Source organism: Gloeocapsa sp. PCC 7428, assembly GCF_000317555.1.
Taxonomy (GTDB): Bacteria; Cyanobacteriota; Cyanobacteriia; order Cyanobacteriales; family Chroococcidiopsidaceae; genus Chroogloeocystis.
The window spans coordinates 1,326,413-1,350,990 of record NC_019745.1 but is presented as its reverse complement, the minus strand read 5'-3'; the positions used below and the strand labels follow the sequence as shown (position 1 = coordinate 1,350,990).

Annotated in this window: 30 protein-coding genes; 21 read left to right on the top strand and 9 right to left on the bottom strand. The window is 42.6% G+C overall.

The window, feature by feature from the left end:
• Positions 1-49 precede the first annotated feature (49 nt).
• On the bottom strand, positions 50-772 hold the full coding sequence (locus GLO7428_RS06035; protein ID WP_015187680.1) for a Uma2 family endonuclease: 723 nt from the start codon (positions 770-772) through the stop codon (positions 50-52).
• A 117-nt stretch (positions 773-889) separates the two neighbouring features.
• Between GLO7428_RS06035 and GLO7428_RS06030 the strand changes: the two genes are divergently transcribed.
• From GLO7428_RS06030 to GLO7428_RS06015, 4 genes are all read left to right on the top strand, one after another.
• Complete coding sequence (locus GLO7428_RS06030; protein ID WP_015187679.1) at positions 890-2,710, top strand: ABC transporter substrate-binding protein; 1,821 nt, start codon at positions 890-892, stop codon at positions 2,708-2,710.
• 38 nt (positions 2,711-2,748) lie between these two features.
• Entirely contained in the window at positions 2,749-3,534 is a 786-nt protein-coding gene (gene larB / locus GLO7428_RS06025) for a nickel pincer cofactor biosynthesis protein LarB (protein WP_041918937.1), read from the top strand.
• A gap of 16 nt (positions 3,535-3,550) precedes the next feature.
• Entirely contained in the window at positions 3,551-3,862 is a 312-nt protein-coding gene (locus GLO7428_RS06020; RefSeq protein WP_015187677.1) for a hypothetical protein, read from the top strand.
• 96 nt (positions 3,863-3,958) lie between these two features.
• On the top strand, positions 3,959-4,834 hold the full coding sequence (locus GLO7428_RS06015; RefSeq protein ID WP_015187676.1) for a thermonuclease family protein: 876 nt from the start codon (positions 3,959-3,961) through the stop codon (positions 4,832-4,834).
• 122 nt (positions 4,835-4,956) lie between these two features.
• Here GLO7428_RS06015 and GLO7428_RS06010 read toward each other — a convergent pair whose 3' ends face one another.
• On the bottom strand, positions 4,957-5,574 hold the full coding sequence (locus tag GLO7428_RS06010) for a hypothetical protein (RefSeq protein ID WP_015187675.1): 618 nt from the start codon (positions 5,572-5,574) through the stop codon (positions 4,957-4,959).
• Between the two features lie 192 nt (positions 5,575-5,766).
• On the opposite strand from GLO7428_RS06010, the gene psbP reads away from it, so the two are divergent.
• Both psbP and GLO7428_RS06000 read left to right on the top strand, forming a co-directional pair.
• A complete protein-coding gene (psbP, locus tag GLO7428_RS06005) occupies positions 5,767-6,309 on the top strand; it encodes a photosystem II reaction center PsbP (protein ID WP_015187674.1) in 543 nt (180 codons plus the stop codon).
• A gap of 158 nt (positions 6,310-6,467) precedes the next feature.
• Entirely contained in the window at positions 6,468-7,058 is a 591-nt protein-coding gene (locus GLO7428_RS06000; RefSeq protein ID WP_015187673.1) for a nucleoside triphosphate pyrophosphatase, read from the top strand.
• Here the strand turns inward: GLO7428_RS06000 and GLO7428_RS05995 are convergent.
• A complete protein-coding gene (locus GLO7428_RS05995) occupies positions 7,055-7,264 on the bottom strand; it encodes a hypothetical protein (protein WP_015187672.1) in 210 nt (69 codons plus the stop codon). The genes GLO7428_RS06000 and GLO7428_RS05995 overlap by 4 nt on opposite strands.
• 258 nt (positions 7,265-7,522) lie before the next feature.
• Between GLO7428_RS05995 and GLO7428_RS05990 the strand changes: the two genes are divergently transcribed.
• Positions 7,523-8,251, top strand: a complete 729-nt coding sequence (locus GLO7428_RS05990) for a phycocyanobilin:ferredoxin oxidoreductase (RefSeq protein ID WP_015187671.1) — start codon at positions 7,523-7,525, stop codon at positions 8,249-8,251.
• 295 nt (positions 8,252-8,546) lie between these two features.
• On the opposite strand, the gene GLO7428_RS05985 is transcribed toward GLO7428_RS05990, so the two are convergent.
• Positions 8,547-9,032 (bottom strand): allophycocyanin subunit alpha-B, encoded by a 486-nt coding sequence (locus GLO7428_RS05985; protein WP_015187670.1) that lies wholly within the window; start codon positions 9,030-9,032, stop codon positions 8,547-8,549.
• An 82-nt stretch (positions 9,033-9,114) separates the two neighbouring features.
• Between GLO7428_RS05985 and rlmD the strand changes: the two genes are divergently transcribed.
• Positions 9,115-10,515: a 23S rRNA (uracil(1939)-C(5))-methyltransferase RlmD gene (gene rlmD / locus GLO7428_RS05980; protein WP_015187669.1), complete on the top strand. Its 1,401-nt coding sequence runs from the start codon at positions 9,115-9,117 to the stop codon at positions 10,513-10,515.
• Positions 10,516-10,633: 118 nt separating this feature from the next.
• On the opposite strand, the gene GLO7428_RS05975 is transcribed toward rlmD, so the two are convergent.
• Positions 10,634-11,287, bottom strand: coding sequence for a Uma2 family endonuclease (locus tag GLO7428_RS05975; protein WP_015187668.1), 654 nt, complete (start codon positions 11,285-11,287; stop codon positions 10,634-10,636).
• A 438-nt stretch (positions 11,288-11,725) separates the two neighbouring features.
• Between GLO7428_RS05975 and GLO7428_RS05970 the strand changes: the two genes are divergently transcribed.
• Positions 11,726-12,175 (top strand): anti-sigma regulatory factor, encoded by a 450-nt coding sequence (locus tag GLO7428_RS05970; RefSeq protein WP_015187667.1) that lies wholly within the window; start codon positions 11,726-11,728, stop codon positions 12,173-12,175.
• Between the two features lie 20 nt (positions 12,176-12,195).
• On the opposite strand, the gene GLO7428_RS05965 is transcribed toward GLO7428_RS05970, so the two are convergent.
• Complete coding sequence (locus GLO7428_RS05965; protein WP_015187666.1) at positions 12,196-12,489, bottom strand: DUF6439 family protein; 294 nt, start codon at positions 12,487-12,489, stop codon at positions 12,196-12,198.
• A gap of 102 nt (positions 12,490-12,591) precedes the next feature.
• On the opposite strand from GLO7428_RS05965, the gene GLO7428_RS05960 reads away from it, so the two are divergent.
• The 7 genes from GLO7428_RS05960 (at position 12,592) to GLO7428_RS05930 (ending at position 18,497) form a co-directional block, all read left to right on the top strand.
• Positions 12,592-12,933, top strand: coding sequence for a hypothetical protein (locus GLO7428_RS05960; protein WP_015187665.1), 342 nt, complete (start codon positions 12,592-12,594; stop codon positions 12,931-12,933).
• Between the two features lie 126 nt (positions 12,934-13,059).
• Entirely contained in the window at positions 13,060-14,448 is a 1,389-nt protein-coding gene (gene asnS, locus GLO7428_RS05955) for an asparagine--tRNA ligase (protein WP_015187664.1), read from the top strand.
• A gap of 196 nt (positions 14,449-14,644) precedes the next feature.
• Positions 14,645-14,851 carry a hypothetical protein gene (locus GLO7428_RS05950; RefSeq protein ID WP_015187663.1) on the top strand — a complete coding sequence of 69 codons (207 nt, stop codon included), beginning with the start codon at positions 14,645-14,647 and terminating at the stop codon, positions 14,849-14,851.
• A gap of 492 nt (positions 14,852-15,343) precedes the next feature.
• Positions 15,344-16,405: a sulfate ABC transporter substrate-binding protein gene (locus GLO7428_RS05945; protein WP_015187662.1), complete on the top strand. Its 1,062-nt coding sequence runs from the start codon at positions 15,344-15,346 to the stop codon at positions 16,403-16,405.
• A 90-nt stretch (positions 16,406-16,495) separates the two neighbouring features.
• Complete coding sequence (gene cysT / locus GLO7428_RS05940; RefSeq protein ID WP_015187661.1) at positions 16,496-17,341, top strand: sulfate ABC transporter permease subunit CysT; 846 nt, start codon at positions 16,496-16,498, stop codon at positions 17,339-17,341.
• Positions 17,331-18,203, top strand: a complete 873-nt coding sequence (gene cysW / locus GLO7428_RS05935) for a sulfate ABC transporter permease subunit CysW (protein ID WP_015187660.1) — start codon at positions 17,331-17,333, stop codon at positions 18,201-18,203. Before cysT ends, cysW begins: the two co-directional genes overlap by 11 nt.
• A 9-nt stretch (positions 18,204-18,212) precedes the next feature.
• A complete protein-coding gene (locus GLO7428_RS05930; RefSeq protein ID WP_015187659.1) occupies positions 18,213-18,497 on the top strand; it encodes an NIL domain-containing protein in 285 nt (94 codons plus the stop codon).
• Between the two features lie 196 nt (positions 18,498-18,693).
• On the opposite strand, the gene GLO7428_RS05925 is transcribed toward GLO7428_RS05930, so the two are convergent.
• Both GLO7428_RS05925 and GLO7428_RS05920 read right to left on the bottom strand, forming a co-directional pair.
• Positions 18,694-19,341, bottom strand: coding sequence for a response regulator transcription factor (locus tag GLO7428_RS05925; protein WP_015187658.1), 648 nt, complete (start codon positions 19,339-19,341; stop codon positions 18,694-18,696).
• A gap of 301 nt (positions 19,342-19,642) precedes the next feature.
• Positions 19,643-20,131: a ferredoxin gene (locus GLO7428_RS05920; protein WP_015187657.1), complete on the bottom strand. Its 489-nt coding sequence runs from the start codon at positions 20,129-20,131 to the stop codon at positions 19,643-19,645.
• Between the two features lie 212 nt (positions 20,132-20,343).
• Between GLO7428_RS05920 and GLO7428_RS05915 the strand changes: the two genes are divergently transcribed.
• The 5 genes from GLO7428_RS05915 to GLO7428_RS05895 all read left to right on the top strand — a co-directional run bounded on the left by GLO7428_RS05915 (position 20,344) and on the right by GLO7428_RS05895 (position 24,029).
• The gene (locus GLO7428_RS05915; protein ID WP_015187656.1) at positions 20,344-21,855 is read left to right on the top strand and encodes an FAD-dependent oxidoreductase; all 1,512 of its coding nucleotides are present in this window, start codon (positions 20,344-20,346) and stop codon (positions 21,853-21,855) included.
• A gap of 65 nt (positions 21,856-21,920) precedes the next feature.
• Complete coding sequence (locus tag GLO7428_RS05910) at positions 21,921-22,160, top strand: type II toxin-antitoxin system PrlF family antitoxin (protein ID WP_015187655.1); 240 nt, start codon at positions 21,921-21,923, stop codon at positions 22,158-22,160.
• Complete coding sequence (locus GLO7428_RS05905; RefSeq protein WP_015187654.1) at positions 22,150-22,488, top strand: type II toxin-antitoxin system PemK/MazF family toxin; 339 nt, start codon at positions 22,150-22,152, stop codon at positions 22,486-22,488. Before GLO7428_RS05910 ends, GLO7428_RS05905 begins: the two co-directional genes overlap by 11 nt.
• A gap of 113 nt (positions 22,489-22,601) precedes the next feature.
• Complete coding sequence (gene bchI / locus GLO7428_RS05900; protein ID WP_015187653.1) at positions 22,602-23,708, top strand: magnesium chelatase ATPase subunit I; 1,107 nt, start codon at positions 22,602-22,604, stop codon at positions 23,706-23,708.
• 24 nt (positions 23,709-23,732) lie between these two features.
• Positions 23,733-24,029, top strand: coding sequence for a hypothetical protein (locus GLO7428_RS05895; RefSeq protein WP_015187652.1), 297 nt, complete (start codon positions 23,733-23,735; stop codon positions 24,027-24,029).
• A 155-nt stretch (positions 24,030-24,184) separates the two neighbouring features.
• On the opposite strand, the gene GLO7428_RS05890 is transcribed toward GLO7428_RS05895, so the two are convergent.
• Complete coding sequence (locus GLO7428_RS05890; protein WP_015187651.1) at positions 24,185-24,553, bottom strand: VOC family protein; 369 nt, start codon at positions 24,551-24,553, stop codon at positions 24,185-24,187.
• Positions 24,554-24,578 lie beyond the last annotated feature (25 nt).

The following is a 24,578-nucleotide window of genomic DNA, read 5'->3' as shown; positions in this document are numbered from 1 at the left end:
TGGACTTGTGTAACAATCTATCTTTGTAATAGTCTGTATAGCTGCGGTTTTAACTGCTAAACTTCGCCAAATGTTGCACAAACTCAGCGTGTTCAGGAGAATTCAATCCTTGCTGTAACACGGCTAACACTTGCGTCATTTTTCCTTCAAGAAGTGCGGCGACGGCTAACCACAATCCAGGGAAAACGCGCGATCGCACGATACCTTCGCTATCCGGTTCGAGTTGTCGATATTCACCTTCAGATAACTCAAACCACTCAAGTTTATTTTCGTAGATTTGCCAGACGATATATTCTGGTACTCCATTACGACGATAAGCATTTTTCTTATCATGAAGGTCATACGCTGCACTACTTGCAGCAATTTCTACAATTAATTCGGGTGCGCCTTCGATGTAGTCATCGTCACTCAACTGCGCTTGTCCTCCCGCAGTAGAATCGATAAATAACACTCCATCAGGCTGCGGTTCGTTGTCTAAATCCAGGCGGACTGTTGCGTTATCACCTAATCTTACTCCTGGTGTAGCGGTGCGGTATGTCCACATCCAGCCTATAAGATGACTATGAGGTTCAGCATGATTGGTGAAACGCAACGGTGACGCCACGTAAACGACTCCTTCGATCAGTTCTGCTTTCTTAATATCTGGAATGGCGGTATAGCGGCGTTCAAATTCGTGACGCGACAGGCGATCGCCACTTTCTAAGGGAGGAATGGATTTATACTCATTTTGTGCATCAGGTTGCTGTTTCTTTGGCGATTGATTGAGTACCATTGCAAAACCTGTGGTATCTGGTTGAAGGTTTGATTACCTTAATTTTCACATTCTTAGTAAGATACTGCTGCAACTCAGCTAATATCAACAGCATCTCCAAGAATTCATTTTTAGCTCATGTTAACTGCTAACATTTTTTCTCGCTTAACTTTTCGTCGGCTTTCATTATTATTAAATGTAGTTTTTTTTATAGTATTTCAATTTATACTTACTGGTTGTCAGCCACAAATTTTGCAAGCGGAAACAGCGCGATCGCAATGGGTTGTTAGTACATTATCTGACCCAAAAACATTCAACTACGCGTTTAATCAAGAGTTTCCTCATGTGTTTTTATTCACCGCAGAGGGACTCACTTCACTCAATGCGATGACAACTGAAATTGAACCAGCTTTAGCCGAATCTTGGGAAATCTCTAATGATCAAAAGCGTATAGTTTTTACACTGCGAGAAAATTTGAAATGGTCTGACGGTAAACCTTTAACTGCTGATGACGTTGTCTTTACTTATCGAGATATTATTGCTAATCCAGCAATTCCTACCGACTGGAAAGATTCTTTTAAAGTTGGTAAAAGCGGGACTTTTCCTCAAGTCAATAAAATCGACGATCGCCGCGTTGAATTTCTCCTACCAGAACCTTTTGCGCCTTTTTTAAGTGCAACAACAGGAGGTGCTACTAATCAGGTAGGAATTTTACCAAAGCACGCATTATATAAATCTCTCACTACTAAAGATAGTGAAGGAAAACCCCAATTTTTATCAATGTGGGGAACGAATACAGATCCTAGTCAAATTATTGTTAATGGTCCATATAAAATTGCAAGTTATACTCCAGGTCAACGTGTAATTTTCCAACGTAATCCTTACTATTGGCGCAAAGATAGCCAAGGAAATCAATTACCTTATATTGAACGTGTTGTTTGGCAAATTATTGAATCAACTGATACAGCGATATTACAATTTCGTTCAAGAGGACTAGACAGCGTTGAAGTTTCACCAGAAAATTTTTCGTTACTGAAACGCGAGGAAAAGCGCGGAAGATTTACTGTCTACAACGGAGGACCAAGATTTACGCAAACTTTCATTTCTTTTAATCTCAACAAAGGTCGCAGACAAAATGGAACTGTGGTTGATCCAATTAAATCGCGTTGGTTTAATACACTAGAATTTCGCCAAGCGATCGCCTATGCAATTGATCGTCAGACAATGCTGAATAATACCTTTCGTGGCGTTGGAACGATTCAAAATTCACCGATTTTCCCGCAAAGTCCTTATTACCTCTCTCCTGAAGAAGGCTTAAAAACTTATGAATACGATCAAGATCAAGCGAGGAACTTATTATTAAAAGCTGGATTTAAATACAATCCTAAAGGTCAACTACTCGATGCTGATGGTAACCGCGTCCGCTTTTCACTGATTACCAATGCAGAGAATCGAACACGCGTAGCAATGGGAGCGCAAATTCGCCAAGATTTAAGTAGAATTGGTATTCAAGTAGATTTCAACCCAATTAACTTTAATACACTTGTCGATCGCCTTTCTAATTCCCTCGACTGGGAATGTCATCTTTTAGGCTTTGTTTCTGGAACCGTAGAACCTCATGATGGTGCAAATATATGGCTACCAGATGGTGGATTGCATACTTTTAATCAAAAACCTTTAGCAGGACAAGAACCGCTAGTAGGTTGGGAAATCGCCGATTGGGAAGCAGAAATCGGGCGACTTTATATTCAAGGGTCGCAGGAATTTGATGAAGCTAGGCGTGAAGAAATCTATGCAGAAACACAGCGTATCGCGCAGGAATATTTACCTTTTATTTATTTAGTTAATCCACTTTCAATTGCAGCAATTCGCGATCGCATTCAAGGCGTAAAATACTCCGCCCTCGGTTCGCTTAGTGGTACGTTGTGGAACAAGTATGAACTAAAAGTGACAGAATAGTGAGTGGTTAGTAGCTAGTGGTTAAAGAAGAGAAAACGGTGACACAACCCGAAGTTTTGCGATCGCTCTTAGAATCTGTTGCTGCTGGTGAAGTGAATCCAGTAGAAGCTTTTGATAAGCTAAAACATTTAAACTACGAACCTGTTGGCGATTTTGCCCGAATTGACCATCATCGCCGTTTACGCACAGGTTTTCCTGAAGTCATCTGGGGACCAGGAAAAACACCCGATCAGATCGCTCAAATTATGCACGCAATGCGCGATCGCGGTTCGGTTGTCATGGCGACGCGGATTGAACCTGAAGTTTACGCACAACTTCAAGAAAAAGTGCCAGATTTGTATTACTACGCGATGGCGCGAATCTGTGCGATTACGACGGCGATTGAACCGCAATGTCCTGGTGTCATCAGTATTCTTTCCGCTGGTACTGCTGATTTACCCGTCGCAGAAGAAGCTGCTGTGACTGCGGAACTTTCCGGCTTTCGCGTTCATCGGTTGTGGGATGTTGGTGTTGCGGGAATTCACCGCTTGCTGAATAATCGCCATGTTGTTGAGTCAGCAGATGTCTTAATCGTCGTCGCCGGAATGGAAGGCGCGTTACCTAGTGTCGTTGCAGGTTTAGCCGATTGTCCTGTAATTGCGGTTCCCACTAGCATCGGTTATGGTGCAAGTTTTGGTGGATTAGCGCCCCTCTTGACAATGCTCAATTCTTGTGCTGCGGGAGTTGGTGTTGTAAATATCGATAATGGCTTTGGCGCGGCGGTTTTGGCTGGACAAATTTTAAGAGCAGCGCATAAGTTACATTTAAGTCAAAGTAGCGATTAGCTAGGAAAACTCTTTTATGAGGCAACCTGTCACGAGTGTTGCCATTATTTTAAGTATTATACTGGTATTTGTATCTGTTTATCTACCTACAACAGTTTTGAGTCAGGCAGAATTAGCAGGCGTTAAGTTTGGTTTACCGTTTTCGTTTATTGTTCAAAGTCAAGCATATCATCCACCATTTTTTCCTTGGCAAACTTCTATTAGCTCGATTTGGGAACATCCAATACAAATTTATTTTCATGTATTTTTCATCGATGTAGTTATTGTTTGTTTAGGAAGCCTCTTTCTGTCTAAACTCCTTCAAGTAATTGCAATTAAACTGCGATAATCATTAAGTTAATAATCATAAAATTAAATTACAAATATACGGAAAATAGTAACAACGTGTTGATGAAAGAAGTAGTTGTGTTTGGGACACATTGTTATGTCAGCACCATTTTATCGTGTCATTAAAGGTAAGTTTGTCATCAAAGGTAAAGAACCTGATGGCGATTCAGTCAGATTTATCGCTGATCATCCAGATTTGTATGAAGAACTGCATCGCAGTTATCGCATTGAACCTTCACGCGATCGCAGCGTACAACTACGATTTGAAGGTATTGACGCGCCTGAAGTGCATTATGGTAAAGATGCGCAGATTTTGGGAGACAAAACTCGCGATCGCCTTCTAGATTGGATGGGTTTCAAAAATATTGTTTTTGCAGGAAACCGCGTTGAGTCTGCTAACCCAGATAGCATCCCTGGGGCAATTCTATCAAAAGCTGCGGATGCAAACGGTCGCCCAGTCTCCTATATTTTCTTAGAAGAAGATGCGAAACAACTAGACGATGCGGATTGGATTCGAGTTGAGGAAAAACAACTTAAAAAAACAATCAATTATCAAATGCTTCTTGAAGGTAACGCCTATTATACTGTCTATACCTCTACACCCTTGATACATCGTGAGTTACTCCGTAAAGCAGCTACAAAAGCGAAGACAGATAAACTAAGTATCTGGGCGGAAGATGTAACAAATCAATTTGAATTAGAAGATAAAACTTCGATTACTGCACCTAATGGACAACTTATCTTACCTAAATTATTCCGTCGCAGTATTGATTACCTAAAAGCTGTCGATAAAGGCTTCGAGGGTAATTTAAAAGATTGGCTGATTTCTATTTCTTCTGGTTCGCGCAACGAAAACGATCGCGTTGTTGTAGGTAATAATATGGAACTCAAGCTAAGTGACTTAATTAAACAACGTAATAACAAAATTGTCTTCCAAGCCGATTTACTTGATATAACATTCGTCGAGAAATAAGAGTAGATATTTTATAAACAGACTCTACCTAGCAAAGTCCCCCAGAAATGGGGGACTTATGGGGCTTTTCAAACACTCAAACTTGGAAGAGAAATTTAGGGTGAGGGTGACAAGCGATCGCTTCACTTAAGTACAATATCCAACCAAGTAGGATAAGCATAAGAATTTTCGCTTTCTAGTTCTCCAGGATACGTTTTAAAAATCCACTCGGCGACACATTTAAGATTCTCAAGTGGCGATTCATCATCAATAGAAGCTTCAAAAGCTAAACTCCACCAAGGATTGCGATTAACTTCTAACTCAGTTATTTCTACATTACAAGTGCGATCGCTGCTTGAATCATTGATCTCAATTGCGATAACTTCCTGTCTTGCAGAAAGTTGATATTTTCGCTGAGTACGCACCTTGTTAATACTCACCCAAGCTTTTTTACCTATAACCTCTTGTGGCTGAAAGCTTTCATTATTTGCATCTTCACACAACCACTTTGCCCACTTTTCTGCTTTACCTGTAGTTTTGCCAAATTGTAAATCACCTAATTCGGCTTTACGCCATTTAATTTCTAATCTTCCCTGTCGTAGTTTAATACCCACAAAATCACTTTCGGGAACGTATAAATAAATATCTTCGCGTTTTTCCGCTGGTGCTAAATATCCAAGCTGATCTTGCTCAAACCATTGACAAACGTGTTGTGGTAGTTTACCAGGATAAAACCAACGTAATTCTGCTGTTGTCAGCATACGTATATTCCTTGTCGATTTGATCCCCAGCATGACAAGCAACACGTATCAAGGCGAGTATCCCAAGGTGAGATAATGAAAATTGCCTGGAGTATATTTGTTACCGAGATTTGTTCGCTCAATCCGCGCTAGAGCAATTCTTTGTCACAGAAAATCTTATAGAGAATAGGTGTAACAACCTCAAAGGGAGAAATGTTGAGACGAATTTTGGTAATTTTATTAATCACTTTCAGCGTCAGTCTGACAAGCTGTTCATCAGCCGTTTCTGGCTTAAAAAGTTATGTCGATAGCACCGATGGATATGAGTTTTTGTATCCTAATGGGTGGGTTCCAGTCAATGTCTCGAATGGCCCTGATGTCGTACTTCACGATTTAATCGAAACAACCGAAAACGTGTCTGTCGTCATTAGTGATGTTCCTCAAGGTAAAACTTTAGCTGATTTGGGAAGCCCCAGCGAGGTAGGCTATAAACTAGGAAAAAGCGCGATCGCACCTCCCGAATCTGGGCGAGAAGCTGAGTTAGTTAACGCTGAAGAATTAGCAACAGACGCAAAAACGTACTACCTTCTAGAATACACAGTCAAGCTTCCCAATCAACAACAACGCCACAACATTGCCAGTGTCGCCGTCAGTCGTGGTAAATTATTCACGTTCAACGCCTCTACCCCCGAACGACGTTGGACAAAAGTCAAACCAACGTTAGATGCAGTCGTTAAATCTTTTACAGTTTATTAGTCAACCACAACAAGCACTTAAGGACTGAGAATCAGCAGCGCCAGAAGAATATACCCCTAATTTCCAACCTGCGCCAAATGTACCTTGTGCAAATCAACAAAGCGTCATTATGCATTAACTTCCTTGTAAAGTTACTTTAGAAATCCCCGACCTCAGCTATGCAATTTATTCTTGCGTCTGCTTCCCCCGCGCGACGTCGTTTGCTACAAAGCGTCGGAATTGATCCTATAGTTTCCCCTAGTAACTTCGACGAATCTCAAATTCAAGAACGCGATCCTCGGTTATTAGTTAAAACTTTAGCCCGTAGTAAAGCAGAAACTGTTGCACCTGAATTTGATTCTGGATTGATTATGGGGTGCGATTCGGTTTTACTCATCAACGGTGAAATTCATGGTAAGCCGACTAATACAGAAGAAGCGATCGCCCGTTGGCAGAAAATGCGGGGTAATGTTGGCGAACTCTACACAGGTCATGCTTTAATTGACTTGCACTTGCATCAACACCATACACTAGTACGCTGCCAAGTGACACGAGTTTACTTTGCTTCTGCAAGCGATCGCCAAATTGAAGCTTACGTCGCGACAGGAGAACCGCTTAAATGTGCAGGTGGCTTTGCGTTAGAAGGTAAAGGCGGTTTATTCGTAGAAAAGCTAGAAGGCTGTCACACTAACGTCATCGGTTTGAGTTTACCGCTACTACGTCAGATGCTGAGTGATTTGGGCTATGACATTGTAGATTTTTGGCACTAATACAATGCATAAAACTGATGCGCGTGAAGTATGGTTTCTCCACATTGCGGAACCCACGCAACCCATTCATCACTTGATAATTGACACAGAAGTTCGCGCAACTGTACCCAGCTATTTGCTGTAAATTCTGGTTTTACTTGATTTAGAAAAGGTTTGATACTCCATTGCGATTGTTCGTTGCGGATTTTGCGGACATCAAGCTTCATTACTGTTTCCTTCGTTAGCAAAAATAACGCTTGGCGGTTGAAACCGCATTCGTCCACGCCGGTGGACTTTGTACGTCAAGCCGCGACTTCAATCGCCAGGCGGCTGAATACAAATATTTTACATATTTTCTGTAGCATAAGCTACAGAAATAGCGTAGCTTTCAGCAGGAAGTTGTTTCATAAATTTACTTTTAGGCAAGCCGCACTCCTGCTAGCGGTAATCTAGTTAAAACAACAAGTAAACACAAGTGTTGTTTTATGACATCCACGACCTACTCGCTACGATCGCAACAGCATCCCTTAATTCGTCAATTAGCTGATACCATCGAGTCAACGTGGCGGCGCTTAGAACTATCGCCTTACCAATTACCGCAGGAATTTGGGTATGTCGAAGGAAGATTAGAAGGCGAAAAACTCACGATTGAAAATCGCTGCTACCAAACGCCGCAGTTTCGCAAAATGCACCTCGAACTTGCCAAAGTAGGAACAACGCTGGATATTCTGCATTGCGTCATGTTTCCTCGCCCTGAATACAATTTACCGATGTTTGGTTGCGATTTAGTCGGCGGTAGAGGGCAAATTAGTGCAGCGATCGCCGATTTATCTCCTGTTGCGGATGGTAACTTACCTGATACCTATTCTCAAGCATTAGCCGCGCTTCCCGCAGTTGAATTTTCTCAACCAAGAGAACTTCCCGAATGGGGACACATTTTCTCAAAATTCTGTCTCTTTATTCGCCCAAATGGTGAAGTCGAAGAAGCAAAATTTCTTCAGCAAGTCCAAAATTACTTAGAAATTCACGTGACACAGGCGATCGCCGCGCAACCTGTATCAGCAGCACAACAAGCACAGATCTTAGCAGGTCAACGCCACTACTGTACGCAACAACAGCAAAACGATAAAACCCGCCGCGTTCTAGAAAAAGCTTTTGGCAAAGAATGGGCAGAACGCTATATGACGACAGTATTATTTGATTACGTTGAGTGAATTAAAACAGTCCCCACCACCTGCGATCGCTCTAACAAAAATGCTAGCAACAGTCGTAGATCGTGGGGCGTTTGTGAAGCCTGGTGACTAAAGTCGCGGCTTGATAAGCAAAGTCCACCTTCGTGGACTAATGAAATTTAGTGCTAAAGAAACCGGTGAAGACAGGTTTTGTTTCTGTAACTGCGGTTTTAACCGCAAACAAATGATTTGTCGTTAACGGAATCTCGTGCTAAAGAAACCGGTGAAGACAGATTTTGTTTCTGTAGCTGCTTTTTCCGTCGAATTGACATTAGCACTAAGACATAGCTTGAATAATATAATCAAAGTAGGGCGCAGCTTCGGCAGCGTCTTCTGAACTTAATAAGCCCAAAGATGCTTCCTTAAGACAACGAATCGATTCAACCATTCCTGGGACAGGTACACCGAGCGAATTATACATTTCTCGGACACCAATTAAGCCAATTTTTTCAATCGGCTCTTTATCGCCAGAAAGCACACCGTATGTAATCAAGCGCAAGTACCAACCATAGTCACGCAGACACAAAGCCCGTTGGCGTTCGCCATAAGCATTTCCACCAGGCGCAATAAAATCGGGGCGTTTCTGCCAAAGTTGTTTACTGGCTTGCTGTACAATTTTCTTTTCGTTTTCTGCTAGCGTACTTGCAATACGCATCCGTTGTTCGCCGGTTTGCAAAAAATCTTTGATGTTTTTTAGTTCGCCGCTGCTAGGATAACGCAGTTCGTCGTCGGCTTTAAGAATAACGTTGCTGACTATGCTCATGATTAAGGGTATCTCAAAGATCAAAAGAATATCACTTGTAGTTTAACGAGTCAGTGGCACTTAAAGAAAGAGAGAGAATACTGTGTCTATAACAGAATTATCTAATATCGATGCTCAAAATCAGTCAAAAAATTTGTGGCGACAGGGTAATTTAGTTGAAGTTGTCATTCATGACTTGAGTGATACTGGTGACGGTGTGGGAAAATTTGGCGATCGCGTTGTTTTTGTTCCCGATACCACACCAGGCGATCGCGCCTTAGTACGCCTTACTTATACTAAACCCGAATTCGCGCGGGCTAAGCTTTACGAGTTACTCGAATCCTCTCCTCACCGCATTCGTCCGAGTTGTATCGTTGCTGATAAGTGTGGCGGTTGTCAGTGGCAACATATCAGTTATAAATATCAACTAGAAGCTAAGCGCAATTTAGTTGTACAAGCTTTACAACGCATCGGTGGCTTTGAGCATCCCCCAGTTGATTCGGTTCTCGCCGCACCGTCACCGTTAAGCTATCGTAACAAAGCGACATATCCTTTAGGAATTTCCGCAACCGGACAAGTTCAAGCAGGTTACTTTCAAAAAAATAGCCATCAATTAATTAATCTTAATCAATGTCCAATCCAAGACTCGCGGTTAAACCCGCTACTACGCGAAGTTAAGCAAGATATTCAACACCAAAACTGGCAAATTTACGATGAAAAGCGCCATCAAGGGCAAATTCGTCACTTAGCGCTACGCATTGGGCGTCGTACTGGTGAAATGCTTTTGACGCTTGTCGTCAAAGATTGGATACCAGAAATGACAACTCAAGCCCAGAAATGGTTACAGCGCTATCCACAGTTAGTTGGCGTCGCCGTAAATCGCAACAGCGATCGCACTAATGCAATTTTTGGGCAAGAAACTCGCTGTATTGCAGGCAAAGACTATCTTATTGAAGAATTTGCCGGACTGCAATTTCAAATCCGCCCTGAGACATTCTTTCAAGTCAATACCGAAGTCGCAGAAGCATTATTACAGCAAATTGCGCAGCAACTGAATTTACAAGGACACGAAGTATTACTCGATGCGTATTGTGGAATTGGGACTTTAACTTTACCTCTAGCACAGCAAGCCAGGCAAGTCATCGGTTTAGAATTACAACCAACCTCAGTACAGCAAGCACAACGCAACGCAGATTTAAATCATATCAATAATGTGACTTTTCAAGCGGGCAGGGTTGAAAAATTGCTACCACAGCTAGAAATTGTCCCCGATGTTGTTTTACTCGATCCGCCACGTAAAGGATGCGATCGCACAGTTATTGAAACGTTATTGCAAGTTCAACCATCACAGATTGTCTATGTTAGTTGTAAAGCCGCGACGCTCGCCCGCGATCTCAAATTACTATGTCAAACAGGAATATATCATCTAGTCCGCGTCCAACCCGCAGATTTCTTCCCACAGACATCGCACGTAGAGTGTGCAGCCTTTCTTGTGAGTGGTTAGTAGTGAGTTATATTGACTTTGGACATTAGCCGAATTCTATCTTTGAATCAAAAGCGTCTGAGAAGCATATTGAAAGCTAACCTCATGAGTCACTAGCAACTAGTCACATTCATTCTCATCAACACGAACTGCGGCGCCATTGTTGAATCCTTTGTCTAAATGCTTTTAAAGCACGACTTCTCCCCATCAAACGTGCTTGCTCAACAAATTCTGTAATCAATGCCATAATTGGCAGTTCAGGAAACGTTGGACTGATAGAAGACTCTATGTATTGGTCATTTTGCAGCACATCAATTCGTAACTGGCGATTCTCAAACCGCCAAAGTTCTGGAACTTTTAATGCTTTGTAAGCTTCTAGCTGAGTTTTAGAAGTGATGTCAATCTCAATGACTAAATCTGGTGGAGGATCTACAGTGAGGTCAATTCTACTACGACCAATCATTTGTGCGTAATTGGCGATGTAAAACGATTCATCCGGCTCAACTCCACGTTCCATATCCTGTCGCTTGAAAGTCGTTGAACCAAAAGACTCACAATCTATTTCTAATTCTTCGAGTAAGATTTTTACAAGATCCCCAACAAGTTCCTTAGTAACTTCATGTTCTGGCAGCGGTGACATAATCTCTAACGTACCTTGGCTGTAGGCAACTCGCGAGCCACGGTGTTCGCCTAACTCTTCTACAATATTCTCAAATTGCTGCCAGCTTACATTTCGCAATACTATACGTTGTCCTGGTGAGATATCAATTTGACTGAGTTGCAGCGTTACCATAATTCACAATTGAGAACGATTATATTTTGTTGAACACGATCGCAACTTGCGATCGCACATACCAATACTTCAAGTATTGTCTCTACGCCTATAAATGTTAGAATAAAATTAAACTTGCATTTTTTAGCTAGAAAAACCGGTTACAGGTATATTCGCAAGCGAGTCAACTTTAGTTTGGCTTATGTACTTATAGATTGGCAGAAAACTGACGAGGAATCTATGCTTTTGAAGGCTGAAAGCTTGATACAACCAAATGACTGCACAATCATATTTATCACAATAGACTACACGATCAGATCACAAACTGTGTTTCAGTGAAATGTTCCAATTTCTTTAGAACAAATTATTTTTTGCTCAAAGCGAATTGGATTTAAGTAACTAAAATCTGCCAAACAAAGGCTGATATTTACTAGCTAAAAGCTACGAGGTTTTTGATCTGTGATTACTATTTCACCTCGTCCAGTAGGACGTCCTTGGGGTACAATTAGCTTTGCCTCAACTCTTTATCTGTGTCCGATTTTGGACTTACTTTTGGCAGAAGTCCCCTGTAAATGGCAAGCAGAACTACGCTTAGGGCTACAAGAAGCCTTAGTGAATGCAGCAAAGCACGGCAACAATCTTGATCCCAGTAAGCTAGTCATCGTTAAGTTTAAGATCGAAGACGACCACTACTGGTGGTTAATTTCAGACGAAGGTGGAGGTTTTACTCCTCCGTGCGAATGCAACGGAAATCCTCACGAATACTTACCTCCAGAAGAATCAGAAAATGGTCGGGGGTTATGTATTCTACACGAAATTTTTGATCGCGTTCATTGGAACGCCAATGGAACAGAGTTAAGACTTGGTAAGCATTTTAATAATCGTTTCCGCCTACCATTATTACATTAAATCCATATATAGCTGTGTGCTTACCCTTTACTTGTGTGTCCATGTGTGGGACAAGGTGGCGCAGAAATTGAGCGATCTAGCCAGCCGGATGCTTGGTTGAGTCGTTGTAAAGCTTCTTCAGGTTGATCCTTCAGTAAAAATACAATTGCCGCCGCAGCTTGCTCGCTAGCACGCACTTTGCGGTTAGACTTTAAGCGATGCCAGTCTTGGGGCGATATGGCGAGTTTTTCCATCAAAGCTTGCGCTAGTTCTAAAGTACTCAAGTTTTGGATATCAGAAGTTTTCTTATCTTGGTCAGCTTGCAACATACTCATTAGAAGGTATTTTTATTTATTCTTACTTATAATGCATGGATGCATACCAATTAGTTTTAGGTTTGCTATACAAGATACACGAACCTTCATTCCAAATCCGAGATGGCGCAGTCGTCCCAAGAACCATTATTCAGTGAAATTGAGCGATCGCTTGCAGAGGTTGAGCGATCGCTCGTAGCGTTAAAGCAAAGATATACTCAAGTGCAAATTGACTTACAACGTCAAGCAAACCTTCATCAGCGCCAAAAAGAACTTGTTAAAACGAAAAACGCAGAGTTTCAAGCTGAATTGAAACGCATTCAAGCCGAACTTGACGAAATCGAAGTAAATTTGGAAAGTCAATTGTTTTCTTGGGGAAGTCTCAAAGAACCATTTTGGCAAGCTGTGCGCTTCGGTGGCTTAGGAATGCTGATCGGTTGGATGTTAAAGTCCTGTACAAGCTAGTGCCTAGTGACTAGTGTCAAGAGAGGCTAGCAATTAGTCACCAATCACTAGTCACTAATTCTCCCCCTCCTTTCCTGCTTTTACTGCACAATAAGTGAAGCTTTCCACTCCTCCCTACTTGCGATCATGAAACGACGAATTATTGATATTTTGCGCCAAGGTCAACCAGATGAGTCTGTGACGATTCAAGGTTGGGTGCGGACAAAACGCGATTTGAAAGGATTTGCTTTTATTGAAGTGAACGATGGTTCATCACTCGCGAATCTGCAAGTTGTCCTCAATGCTGAACTTCCAGAATATGAGTCGCTTTTAAAGCAAGCTAATACGGGATCTTCCGTTGAAGTTACCGGAAAACTCGTCGCGTCGCAAGGTAAAGGACAGCGAATTGAAGTGCAAGCACAAAGCGTGAAAGTCTACGGGGAAGCTGATCCCGAAACATACCCGCTGCAAAAGAAACGTCATTCGTTTGAATTTTTACGCACAATTGGACATTTGCGATCGCGCACCAATTCGCTAGGAGCCGTTTTTCGCGTGCGCAATGCTTGTGCAACTGCTGTGCATCAATTTTTTCAAGAACGCCGCTTTTTATGGGTACATACGCCAATTATCACGCGCAACGATTGCGAAGGCGCGGGAGAATTATTTACCGTTACAGGCTTTGATCTCAAAGATATCCCGCGTACAGAAACCCAGGAAGTTGATTTTAGCCAAGATTTCTTCGGTGGAAAGGCGTATCTCACTGTCAGTGGGCAACTCGAAGCCGAAGTTATGGCAATGGCATTTAGTAATGTTTACACATTTGGTCCCACTTTTCGCGCCGAAAATTCTAACACATCGCGCCATTTAGCCGAATTTTGGATGATTGAACCGGAAATGGCGTTTTGCGATCTTCAGGGAAATATGGATTTAGCCGAAGCGTTTCTCAAGCAGATTTTTAAGTATGTTTTGGAAACTTGCCCTGAAGATATGGAGTTCTTCAATCAGCGGATTGATAACTCGGTGATTGCCACAGCTGAAAATATTATTCACAACGAATTTGAGCGCATTACTTACACTGAAGCGATCGCACTTCTAGAAAAAGCTGACGCACAGTTTGAGTATCCTGTCAAGTGGGGTTTAGATTTACAATCCGAACACGAGCGTTATTTAGCCGAACAGTTATTTAAAAAGCCAGTCATTGTTTCTGACTACCCTGTCGAGATTAAAGCATTTTATATGCGACTCAACGACGATGAAAAAACCGTTGCAGCGATGGATATCCTTGCGCCCAAAATTGGCGAAATTGTCGGCGGTTCGCAGCGAGAAGAACGCTTAGACGTATTAGAGCGGAGAATTCAAGCTCAAGGAATGAACCCTGCTGATTTGTGGTGGTATTTAGATTTACGTCGTTACGGTACTGTACCTCACGCCGGCTTTGGTTTAGGGTTTGAACGCTTGGTGCAATTTATGACGGGTATGAGTAATATCCGCGATGTGATTCCTTTCCCGCGATCGCCATTAAGTGCAGAATTTTAACATAGTAGGAGGTAAATCACATTCAACCGACTGTAGATCAAGCTTTTGCTTGTTTGCGTGTATGTCAGATGCTTTCCAGTTTGTTGCGGGATATCGTTTTGTTCCGATTTGATGAAAGAACAGGAGAAGTGTTCATTCTCACAGCAGACAATATCCAGGTAATTGTAAGGCGTGACGGTAATTGGGAGTTTTTTTAATGAAACCTGATTTTAAAGCTATGCTTTTAGCAGAGTTACGAGATTATGTCAAGGAGCATCGCAATGATGATGAAGCGATTTACGAGTTATTTGTAAATCGGCGAAATCCTAATGCCAAAAAGTATCCGGCCCCTTTAGACGAAGCAGGGATCAAAATTATGGAAGAAGCTTTTCGCCGCAAAATTCAGGGCGAACCAGAACCATAGAATACTGGGCGAATGAATTCACACACTATAAACGCGGAAGGGCTTCCCGCAGGTATAGGTAAGGCATACCTTAATCTTTTTAAAAGTCTTATTTTAGTGTACGAAGGTACACTTTGCCTGAATAGCCCCGACTTCAGTTGTAGAGCGTCTGCGATTCATGCAGGAGGTCTAGAGTACGTGGATGATAATTCAACATCGGCTATGCATAAAACTTAATTTTTTCATGACTGCACGATTGTTGCTTGATACGGACATACTGATTGATTACTTGAGCGATCGCCCAGAGGCAGTTTCTTACTGAGAAGCCTTAACAAAACTGTCGTTCTTCCTTACCAAAAAGCTTAAAGCTAAACCGAACTTTACTTACAAAAACTCAGCAAGTGCGATCGCTGAGTTTCGTTGCTTTTCTCCTATTTGCTGTGTATAATCAACTTCCAGGGAATTAAATCCGGTATCCCGACCGAATAACCGGAGTTTAAAGGAGAGGGTTGCATGGGGCTGTGGCGAAATATTCTAGGGTTAAGAGCATCCTGGAAGAAGTTTGTGTCTCTCTTTCTCGTAGGAGTTGGTTTGAGCGTTGCGATCGCATCGTGCGCGCCTTCGAGTGCGCAAAATCGCGATGTAGAAATAACACTTGTTTCCTACGCTGTGACAAAAGCCGCGTACAAAGAAATCATCCCGCAGTTTACGGCGATGTGGAAACAGCAACATAACCAAAATGTAATGTTCAACGAAAGTTACGGTGGTTCCGGCGCGCAAACTCGTGCGGTAGTAGATGGTTTAGACGCCGATGTTGTCGCGTTAGCATTAGCCCTAGACATGAAAAAAGTTGAAAAAGCGGGCTTAATTCAACCAGGATGGGAAAACGAAGCACCGAACAACGCGATCGTGCATAAATCTGTAGCCGCTATAGTAACTCGTGAAGGCAATCCTCAAGCTATTCAAACTTGGTCAGATTTAACAAAAAACAACGTTAGAGTCGTCACAGCTAACCCGAAAACTTCTGGCGGGGCGCGGTGGAACTTTTTAGCGTTGTGGGGCGCAATTAAAGAAACCGGAGGAAGTGACGAGCAAGCGTTAAACTTCACTCGCGAAGTTTATCAGAACGCTCCTGTGCTACCGCGAGACGCACGCGAAGCGAGTGATGTCTTTTTCAATCAAGAAGAAGGCGATGCTTTGATTAATTACGAAAACGAAGTCATATTAGCAGCGCAACGTGGTGAAAAACTACCATATGTAGTTCCAAAAGTCAATATCTCGATTGATAATCCGATTGCTGTAGTCGATAGAAACGTTGACCGACACGGCAATCGCGAAGTAGCAGAAGCTTTTGTACAGTTTCTATTTACTCCTACAGCACAACGCGAGTTTGCCAAAGTAGGATTTAGACCAGTTGACCCTACAGTAGAACAAGAATTTGCTAACAAGTATCCCAAGATTGAAACGCTGTTTACAGTACAAGATCTCGGAGGCTGGAATACTGTACAGCAGCAATTTTTTGAAGATGGTGCTGAGTTTGACAAGATTCAAGCAAGTATAGCTAGAGCGAGATAGTTCTACTAAGGGCGATCGCTTTCTTCCATAGCAGCAGACACCACAATATTAGACGCGTATACATCAACTCCACCTACATTCATTCAATTTATGGCTGTATCTTCGACGCGCCCAGTTCCTGTACGCAATAACCCACAGTTTCACTTGTCATGGCCCTGGCGGATTACGATCACTTACATGACATTTATGTTGCTTTTTCCAGTTGCCGCGTTATTTTTAAGAGCAGCGACGGTATCACCAGCAGAATTTTGGCAAATTGCAACAAGTCCTGTAGCGCTTTCAGCGTATGATGTCACGTTTGTTACGGCAATTATCGCGGCTTCTGTGAATGCCGTGTTTGGGACTTTAATTGCTTGGGTTTTAGTCCGATACGATTTTCCCCTAAAGCGGTTTATTGATGCCGCGATTGATTTACCTTTTGCTTTACCAACGGCAGTTGCTGGATTAACCTTAGTATCAGTTTATAGTGAAACGGGTTGGATTGGTTCTTTACTTGCGCCTTTAGGCATTAGAGTCGCGTTTACACGATTAGGCGTCGGTGTAGCAATGCTGTTTATCTCCTTACCGTTTGTCGTGCGATCGCTACAGCCTGTTTTACAAGAATTGGATATCGATGTCGAAGAAGCTGCATGGAGTTTAGGTGCTTCTCGAATTCAAACCTTTTGGCGTGTTGTTCTACCGCCATTGTTACCAGCCTTATTAACAGGTGTCGCCTTAGGCTTTTCTCGTGCCGTAGGAGAATACGGCTCGATTGTGATTATTGCTTCTAATATTGCATTTAAAGATTTAATCGCATCTGTACTAATTTTCCAGCGTTTAGAACAGTACGACTATGCAGGTGCAACTGTTATTGGCACTGTTTTATTGCTAATTTCGCTCCTCATTCTCGTGGGGATCAATTTGTTACAAGCTTGGAGGAGACGCTATGAGGTCTAATGCCTTAAGTGGTGATATAGTTGCCCAAAACAAAGCAGGTTCTCAAACACGAGAAGCCCCCTGGGTAAGAATTGCATTAATTGGCATTGCAGTTATTTACCTTGGCTTAGTCCTATTTTTGCCTGCACTTAACGTTTTTGTCCAAGCTTTCCGAAGTGGAGTAGGACCTTTCTTTCACAATTTTTCCGATCCAGCATTTATCAATGCGATTAGACTGACAGTACTGATTGCTTTGATTGTTGTACCAATCAACACTGTTTTTGGTTTATGTGCGGCTTGGGCAATCACACGGCACAAATTCCCTGGTCGTGCTTTAGTCATTAGTATTATAGATTTACCGTTTGCTGTCTCTCCTGTCGTCGCAGGTTTAATGCTCGTATTACTCTACGGCAGAAGTGGTTGGTTAGGACCAACGCTAGAAGCGCTGAATATCAGAATTATTTTTGCCCTACCCGCGATGATTATTGCCAGTGCTTTTATTACGATGCCCTTCGTAGCCAGAGAAGTTATTCCTGTTCTAGAAGAAGCTGGTACAGATCAAGAAGAAGCTGCTAAAACCTTAGGTGCAAAAGATTGGCAGATATTCTGGCGTGTCACACTGCCTAATATTCGTTGGGGACTACTCTACGGTGTGATTCTAACAAACGCTAGAGTTATGGGTGAATTCGGTGCTGTGGCTGTCATTTCAGGCAATATTATCCGTAAAACACAAACACTGCCGCTGTATGTTGAAGAAGCTTATAAGCAGTATGAATCTCAAGCGGCATTTGCTGCATCAGTACTACTTGCTTGTTTAGCATTGGTCACTTTGGTTCTTAAAGAAGTTCTAGAGCGCAAAACTAGCATCAAAGAAGTGGAATAGGTGATTGAAATGGCAATTTCTAGCCAAGCTGAAAACCGACCAACTAAAACTCGAATCAAAATTCGCATCCCCAAGCAGCTACACGAAGAACCAGTTATTTCGCATCTGATTTCTCAGCACGGTGTGACTGTCAATATCGCTGCTGCGCTACTTAGTTCTAATGGACGCGATGACGGCTGGTTTGATCTAGAAATTCGAGGAACCAGCGAGCAAATTCAAAATGCCTTGATTTACCTTAATGAGTTAGACCTAGAAGTTTGGAATCAATCGTCTTCCGAACAAGATGGGTGGTAATTATAGCAGGGGTCAGTGGACAGTGAAGAGAGTGTGGGAAGACTTTGTCAACTGTCAACTTAGCGTGTTTGATGTCCTAACTCTATAGACTAGGGCTATAATGCTGTGTTGCTTTGGGGTTCTATATATAGGAAAGCATTGATCTACTAAGGTAGTAGATCATAACTTTATGCTCAGCTAGTTGTTCAGTAATTCATTACGCCATCTGATTTTCGATCGCCCAGCGTGCTAACTCGGTTCGGTTGTGTAATCCTGTTTTGCCCAACATATTGGAAACATGACTTTCCACCGTCCGCTGACTCACATTCAGTTCCTCAGCAATGTCACGGTTAGCTAACCCTCTAGCAACAAATTGCACAACCTTTAGCTCGGTTTGAGTGAGATGAACGTCAAAAGGAACTTGAATTTTAGGTGCAATGTCACTACCATTGTTCGTTTGCTGCGTGCGGCGATATGCCTGTTTTAGCGATGCTTCTACCTGTGCGACGAGTTCTTCTGGTTCAAATGGCTTGACCATGTAAACATCAGCACCTGTATTTAGACCTTTAACTCGATCTTGACTTTGACCTTTAGCTGAAAGAAAAAGAACTGGAATCCAGCTAATGCGCTCGTCTTGACGTACGTTATTAACAAACGTATAGCCATCCATTTCGGGCATCATCACATCGCAGATAATCATATCTGGAATTTCTTGCTCTAGAATTTGCAGAGCTTCGCGTCCATTCTCGGCGGTGATTACTTCATAACCGCGAAATTCTAAATAATCTTTGACGAGCAAAATCAAGTTCGGGTCATCGTCAATCAGGAGTAGTCGCTTGTTGTCTTTGGCAGTAGTTTCTTTCATGATGTCTGCTACTCACTACAATTGAGCTAAAGGTATTTATCAATAATCTTTTCTACAATATTTTCTGCTTGTTGGCATGGTGTTAATAATATTATTTTCTGGTTGAAGTATATTAACATTATGTTTTTTGAGAGGGTTGGCAAGCTGTAACTGAGGACAGAGGTAGTGAGATATTAACAATGGTACGAAAATTTTGAAGTATATCTAACGCGATATTATATCTGCATTCGCAGGAATTGTTAGTATCCAGTTAGCAATTATCTGAGTTTTGGTTGAAGTTGACTAATATCGGTAGCGATCGCTATTCAACCGCCACACTATCCTCAATCATTGCAGCAGGTTCAGGTAAAGGATGCGTTAAAAATGCATATTCCTCAACAACTCGATTGCCAATAATATGCTCCTGGATAATGCGCTCAATCACTTCTGGAGTTGCTTGTCGATACCATACCCCATCAGGATAGACGACTAAAATAGGTCCTTGAGTGCAAACCCGCAAACAATTTGCCTTCGTGCGAAAGATACAACTCGGACGCGTCGCCGTCGGTTTATCCAGTTTTAGCTGTTTCAAGCGCTTTTTGAGATAGTCCCAAGATTCTAAACTAGCTTCTTTAGAGCAGCATTGCGCAAGCGTCTGGTCAGCACAAATAAATATGTGCCGTTGAATCTGTGGTAATCCTAAGCTTTGAACGCAAGCATTCAAACCCTCTAAATCCTGCGGCGTACAAGTTTCCACTACGGCATCTGTAGCTGTATCTGTGGTTGTCAAATCGGTTGCACCTGAATTCATCACGGCTCTATCACCAACTTTACTTCTCGTATGCGTTTCCCAATTTAAGCATAATTATTTTGCAGCTTTAAGGCTATGAAAATACCAAGCAATGAAGCAAAGTGCAGGTGAGATAAGAATTATGATCTAATTACAACCGTGCCAACTCGTCTCACCACCAATTCGCCTCCGCAACGCCCTAGCTCCCAATTACCCATTACCCACTACCACATATGCAATCAACATCACAACCTTCTCCCAAAATCATTGTCGTCGGTGCTGGTTGGGCTGGGTTAGGAGCAACTTATCATTTAGCAAAGCAAGGCTACGATGTCACGCTTTTAGAAGCAAGTCCCTATCCTGGTGGGCTAGTCGCAGGTTGGCAAGCCGCAGGGCGTTCGGTAGAAGCCGGAATTCACGGCTTTTGGTATCCCTACAGTAATACCTTTTCCCTCGTTCGCGAATTAAACATCAATCCATTTACGCCATTTACGCGTTCCTCACAATATTCGCCAGCCGGATTAGAAGTCGTATCGCCGATTTTTCAAGATTTACCGCGACTACCTTCACCGCTTGGAACATTTTTGTATACGCAGTTTCAGCGTTTACCGCTGATTGATCGCCTGAGTGCTTTACCGCTACTCTATGCTGTGATTGATTTTGATAACTCTGATGCAGCATGGCAACGCTACGATTCTGTGACCGCCAGAGAGTTATTTAAAGATTTTGGCGTTTCTGCACGTTTATACCGCGATTCTTTTGAGCCGATGCTCTTAGTTGGTTTATTTGCTCCTGGCGAACAGTGTTCTGCTGCGGCAACTTTAGGAATGCTGTATTACTTTATCCTGGCGCATCAACCAAATTTTGATGTCGTTTGGTGTCGCGGAACCGTCGGCGAAATGATTTTTCAACCTTGGGTAAAGCAGATTGAACAAGCTGGTGGCAAGTTGGTAGCAAATCAGCGAGTTAGCGATTTGATTCTTGATGACAATGGTCAAGCAACAGGTGTTGTTTGTGGAGAGCAAGTTTTTACAGCTGATGCAGTCATCTTCGCGGTAGGAATCAGTGGAATGAAAAAGATTATTAGCAGTAGTTCCTCGCTGCAAAGCCGCCAAGAATTCCGCGATGTCATGAATCTAGGTGCAATTGATGTTTTAGCGACGAGGTTGTGGTTTGACCGCAAAATTGATATTCCTCGACCATCGAATGCGTGTTTTGGGTTTAATGCAACAACAGGCTGGACATTTTTCGATTTAAACGCGCTGCATGATGAGTACCGCAATGCACCTGGTACAGTTGTTGAAGCTGACTTTTACCACGCCAATCAGTTTTTGCCTTTAAGCGATGCTGAAATCGTCTCTTTAGTTCAACGTGACTTAGCAACGTGTATTCCTGCGTTTGGCACAGCAAAAATTATCGACAGTAATGTGATTCGTCTACCACGCGCTGTCACGCATTTTGCGCCTGGTAGCTATCGATATATGCTGCCAGCAACCACAAGTATCACAAATGTATTTATGTGCGGCGACTGGATTATTAATCGTCACGGTTCTTGGTCGCAGGAAAAAGCCTATGTTACAGGGTTAGAAGCTGCTAATTTAGTTATTTCGCGTTTTGGACGCGGTACTCCAGCCACAATTATTCCTGTGGAACCTGATGAACCACACATTCAGCTTGGGCGATCGCTCAACTACACCCTACGCCACCTAACTCAAAACTTACTCCCAGACTTTTGGTTGCCTTAGTCAACTCAAGTAATACCGTATTACCATAAAATATTATTGTCACAAATCGAGAGCAGATTTGTTTTATGGCTAGACGAAAATCACTCGTGTCTAGAGTGACAAAGAAATACCAAGCAACGATTCCTCAAGATGTCAGAAAAGTACTGGAAATTGCGCAAGGTGATTGTGTAGCGTTTGAAATTGAGTCAGGACAAGTGATATTAAAAAAAGCGCCATCGCTTGATTGGAATTATCTGAATGCTGTAGCAGAAACTCTAGGCGAATGGGAATCAGTTGCAGACGAGGAAGCCTATAGTGACCTATAGCCAGTTCGATGTTGTCGTCGTACCGTTTCCCTTTACTGATATTTCCGCGACAAAAAGACGTCCAGCACTTGTGTTAAGTGATGAAATTTTCAATACTCCTTCCCATAGAAGCGTAATGGCAATGATTACGACCGCAAGTCATTCTCCATGGGTACTTGATGTTGCAATCGCTGACTTGGCAAGTACTGGACTTAAAGCAGCTTCTGTAGTAAGGATGAAGTTGTTTACCCTAGATGACTCAATAGTTGTAAAACAAATCGGTATTTTGGCTCAAACAGATAAATTAGCAGTTCAAAAAGCACTGCAACTACTTTTTGCGATCGCTTGACAAGCATTGACTAAACTCGATCAATTTTTCTACCCTCACCCCACTGCTCACCCCTAAACCCTCATACTATGGCACAATGAAAAACGGTGTCCCGACATTTTCAGGTAATCTCTGTGAGTTCAACTGCCCAAGCTACCCGCCGCGTTTTTCCCTTCACTGCCATTGTTGGTCAGGAAGAAATGAAACTTGCCTTATTGTTGAACGTGATTGACCCTAAAATTGGTGGTGTCATGATCATGGGCGATCGCGGTACTGGTAAATCAACAACAATTCGGGCATTAGCTGATTTGCTTCCAGAAATTGAAGTTGTTGCAGATGACCCTTTTAACAGCGATCCGCACGATCCTGAACTGATGAGTGACGCTGTTAGGCAGCAACTCGAACAGCAAATCGAAATTCCTGTCGCGCACAAAAAGGTGCCGATGGTGGATTTGCCCTTGGGTGCGACCGAAGACCGCGTGTGTGGCACGATCGACATTGAAAAAGCACTCTCTGAAGGCGTCAAAGCCTTTGAACCAGGACTCCTTGCTAAAGCAAATCGCGGCATTCTCTACGTTGATGAAGTTAACCTCCTCGACGATCATTTAGTAGACGTCCTTCTCGACTCCGCAGCAGGTGGTTGGAATACGGTAGAACGCGAAGGAATTTCGATTCGTCACCCTGCACGTTTTGTTTTAGTGGGTTCGGGAAACCCTGAAGAAGGTGAACTGCGTCCGCAACTTCTCGATCGCTTTGGAATGCACGCAGAAATTCACACCGTCAAAGAACCTGCATTACGCGTCCAAATCGTCGAACAACGAGCCGAATTTGACCAAAATCCGCAGCAGTTCTTAGAAAAATATCAACCCCAGCAGCAAGAATTGCAACAAAAATTAATTCAAGCTCAAGCACTTTTACCTTCAGTCAATATCGATTACGACCTAAGAGTTAATATTTCAGAAGTCTGTTCAGAACTTGATGTTGATGGCTTGCGCGGTGATATTGTCACAAACCGTGCCGCAAAAGCTTTAGCCGCCTTTGAAGGACGTACCGAAGTCACCGTTGATGATATTCGTCGCGTCATTACTTTGTGTCTGCGCCATCGCTTGCGCAAAGATCCCTTGGAAACAATTGATTCTGGCTACAAAGTAGAAAAAGCTTTCAATCGCGTATTTGGAATCGAAGATACCACGGAAGCGGCTCAATCAAACGGTACTGCTCAAATGAGTGGACGTCGCTAATGATCTTTTGTTGGTAGGGACAAAATGGCAATTTGGCGCTTTTGGCTAAATACTTTAATTTTATCGAGTCAGTACAACCCACCTCGCTTTGTGGAACTTGTGATGCTGTGGATAGCGCTAGCCCTATTAGCAGTTTGGAGTATTTCACCATTTTGGCCTTATTTAGTGTTAAGTCTCAGTTTTGTGATTGGCTCATCAATCTCAATTTTGATTCGTGAAGCGATCGCACCTTCACCATACATCCGTGCAACTCAAGTCACCGCAGTTTTGATGCTGATTATTAGTGTCTACGGGTTGGCAGATGTGATTCACTATTTTTAACTGGTGACAGGAATCGCTGGGGACGCCGCCTAGCGACTGAAGTCGCGGCTTAAAATACTAAGTCCACCTGCGTGGACTAATATAAAAATAATAGTAGTCTATCAACCCCAGAAGCTACGGTTACTGACTGTTAAGCCTTTTCTATCAAATTGACATTAGCTCGACTGATGCAAGATTAAGCGATTGCCTTCTGGATCGTAGGCATAGATTTCTTTGCCGTGAGAAGCTGTTATTATTTCCCCTGGTGGTGGGTAGCCTAGATGAGTAAGGCGTGCAACGGCATTTTCTAGGTGACTGACTTCTAAACACAAACTCATGGCGCTACTAGAGTTCTCAAACTCAGCTTGATGTGATTGTTTTGGTCGAAAAATACCTAATCGCAAACCTGGTAACTTGAACTCAGCATAACGATTTGGGGTGTACTGCTGTGGTGTCATATTTAGTAAATTGCTGTAGAAAAGAACTAACTTTTCTAAATCATTAGCTGCCAATGTTACAAACGCGCTGCTACAAGAGAAATCCATAAAATCAAAATTTAATCAATTTGAC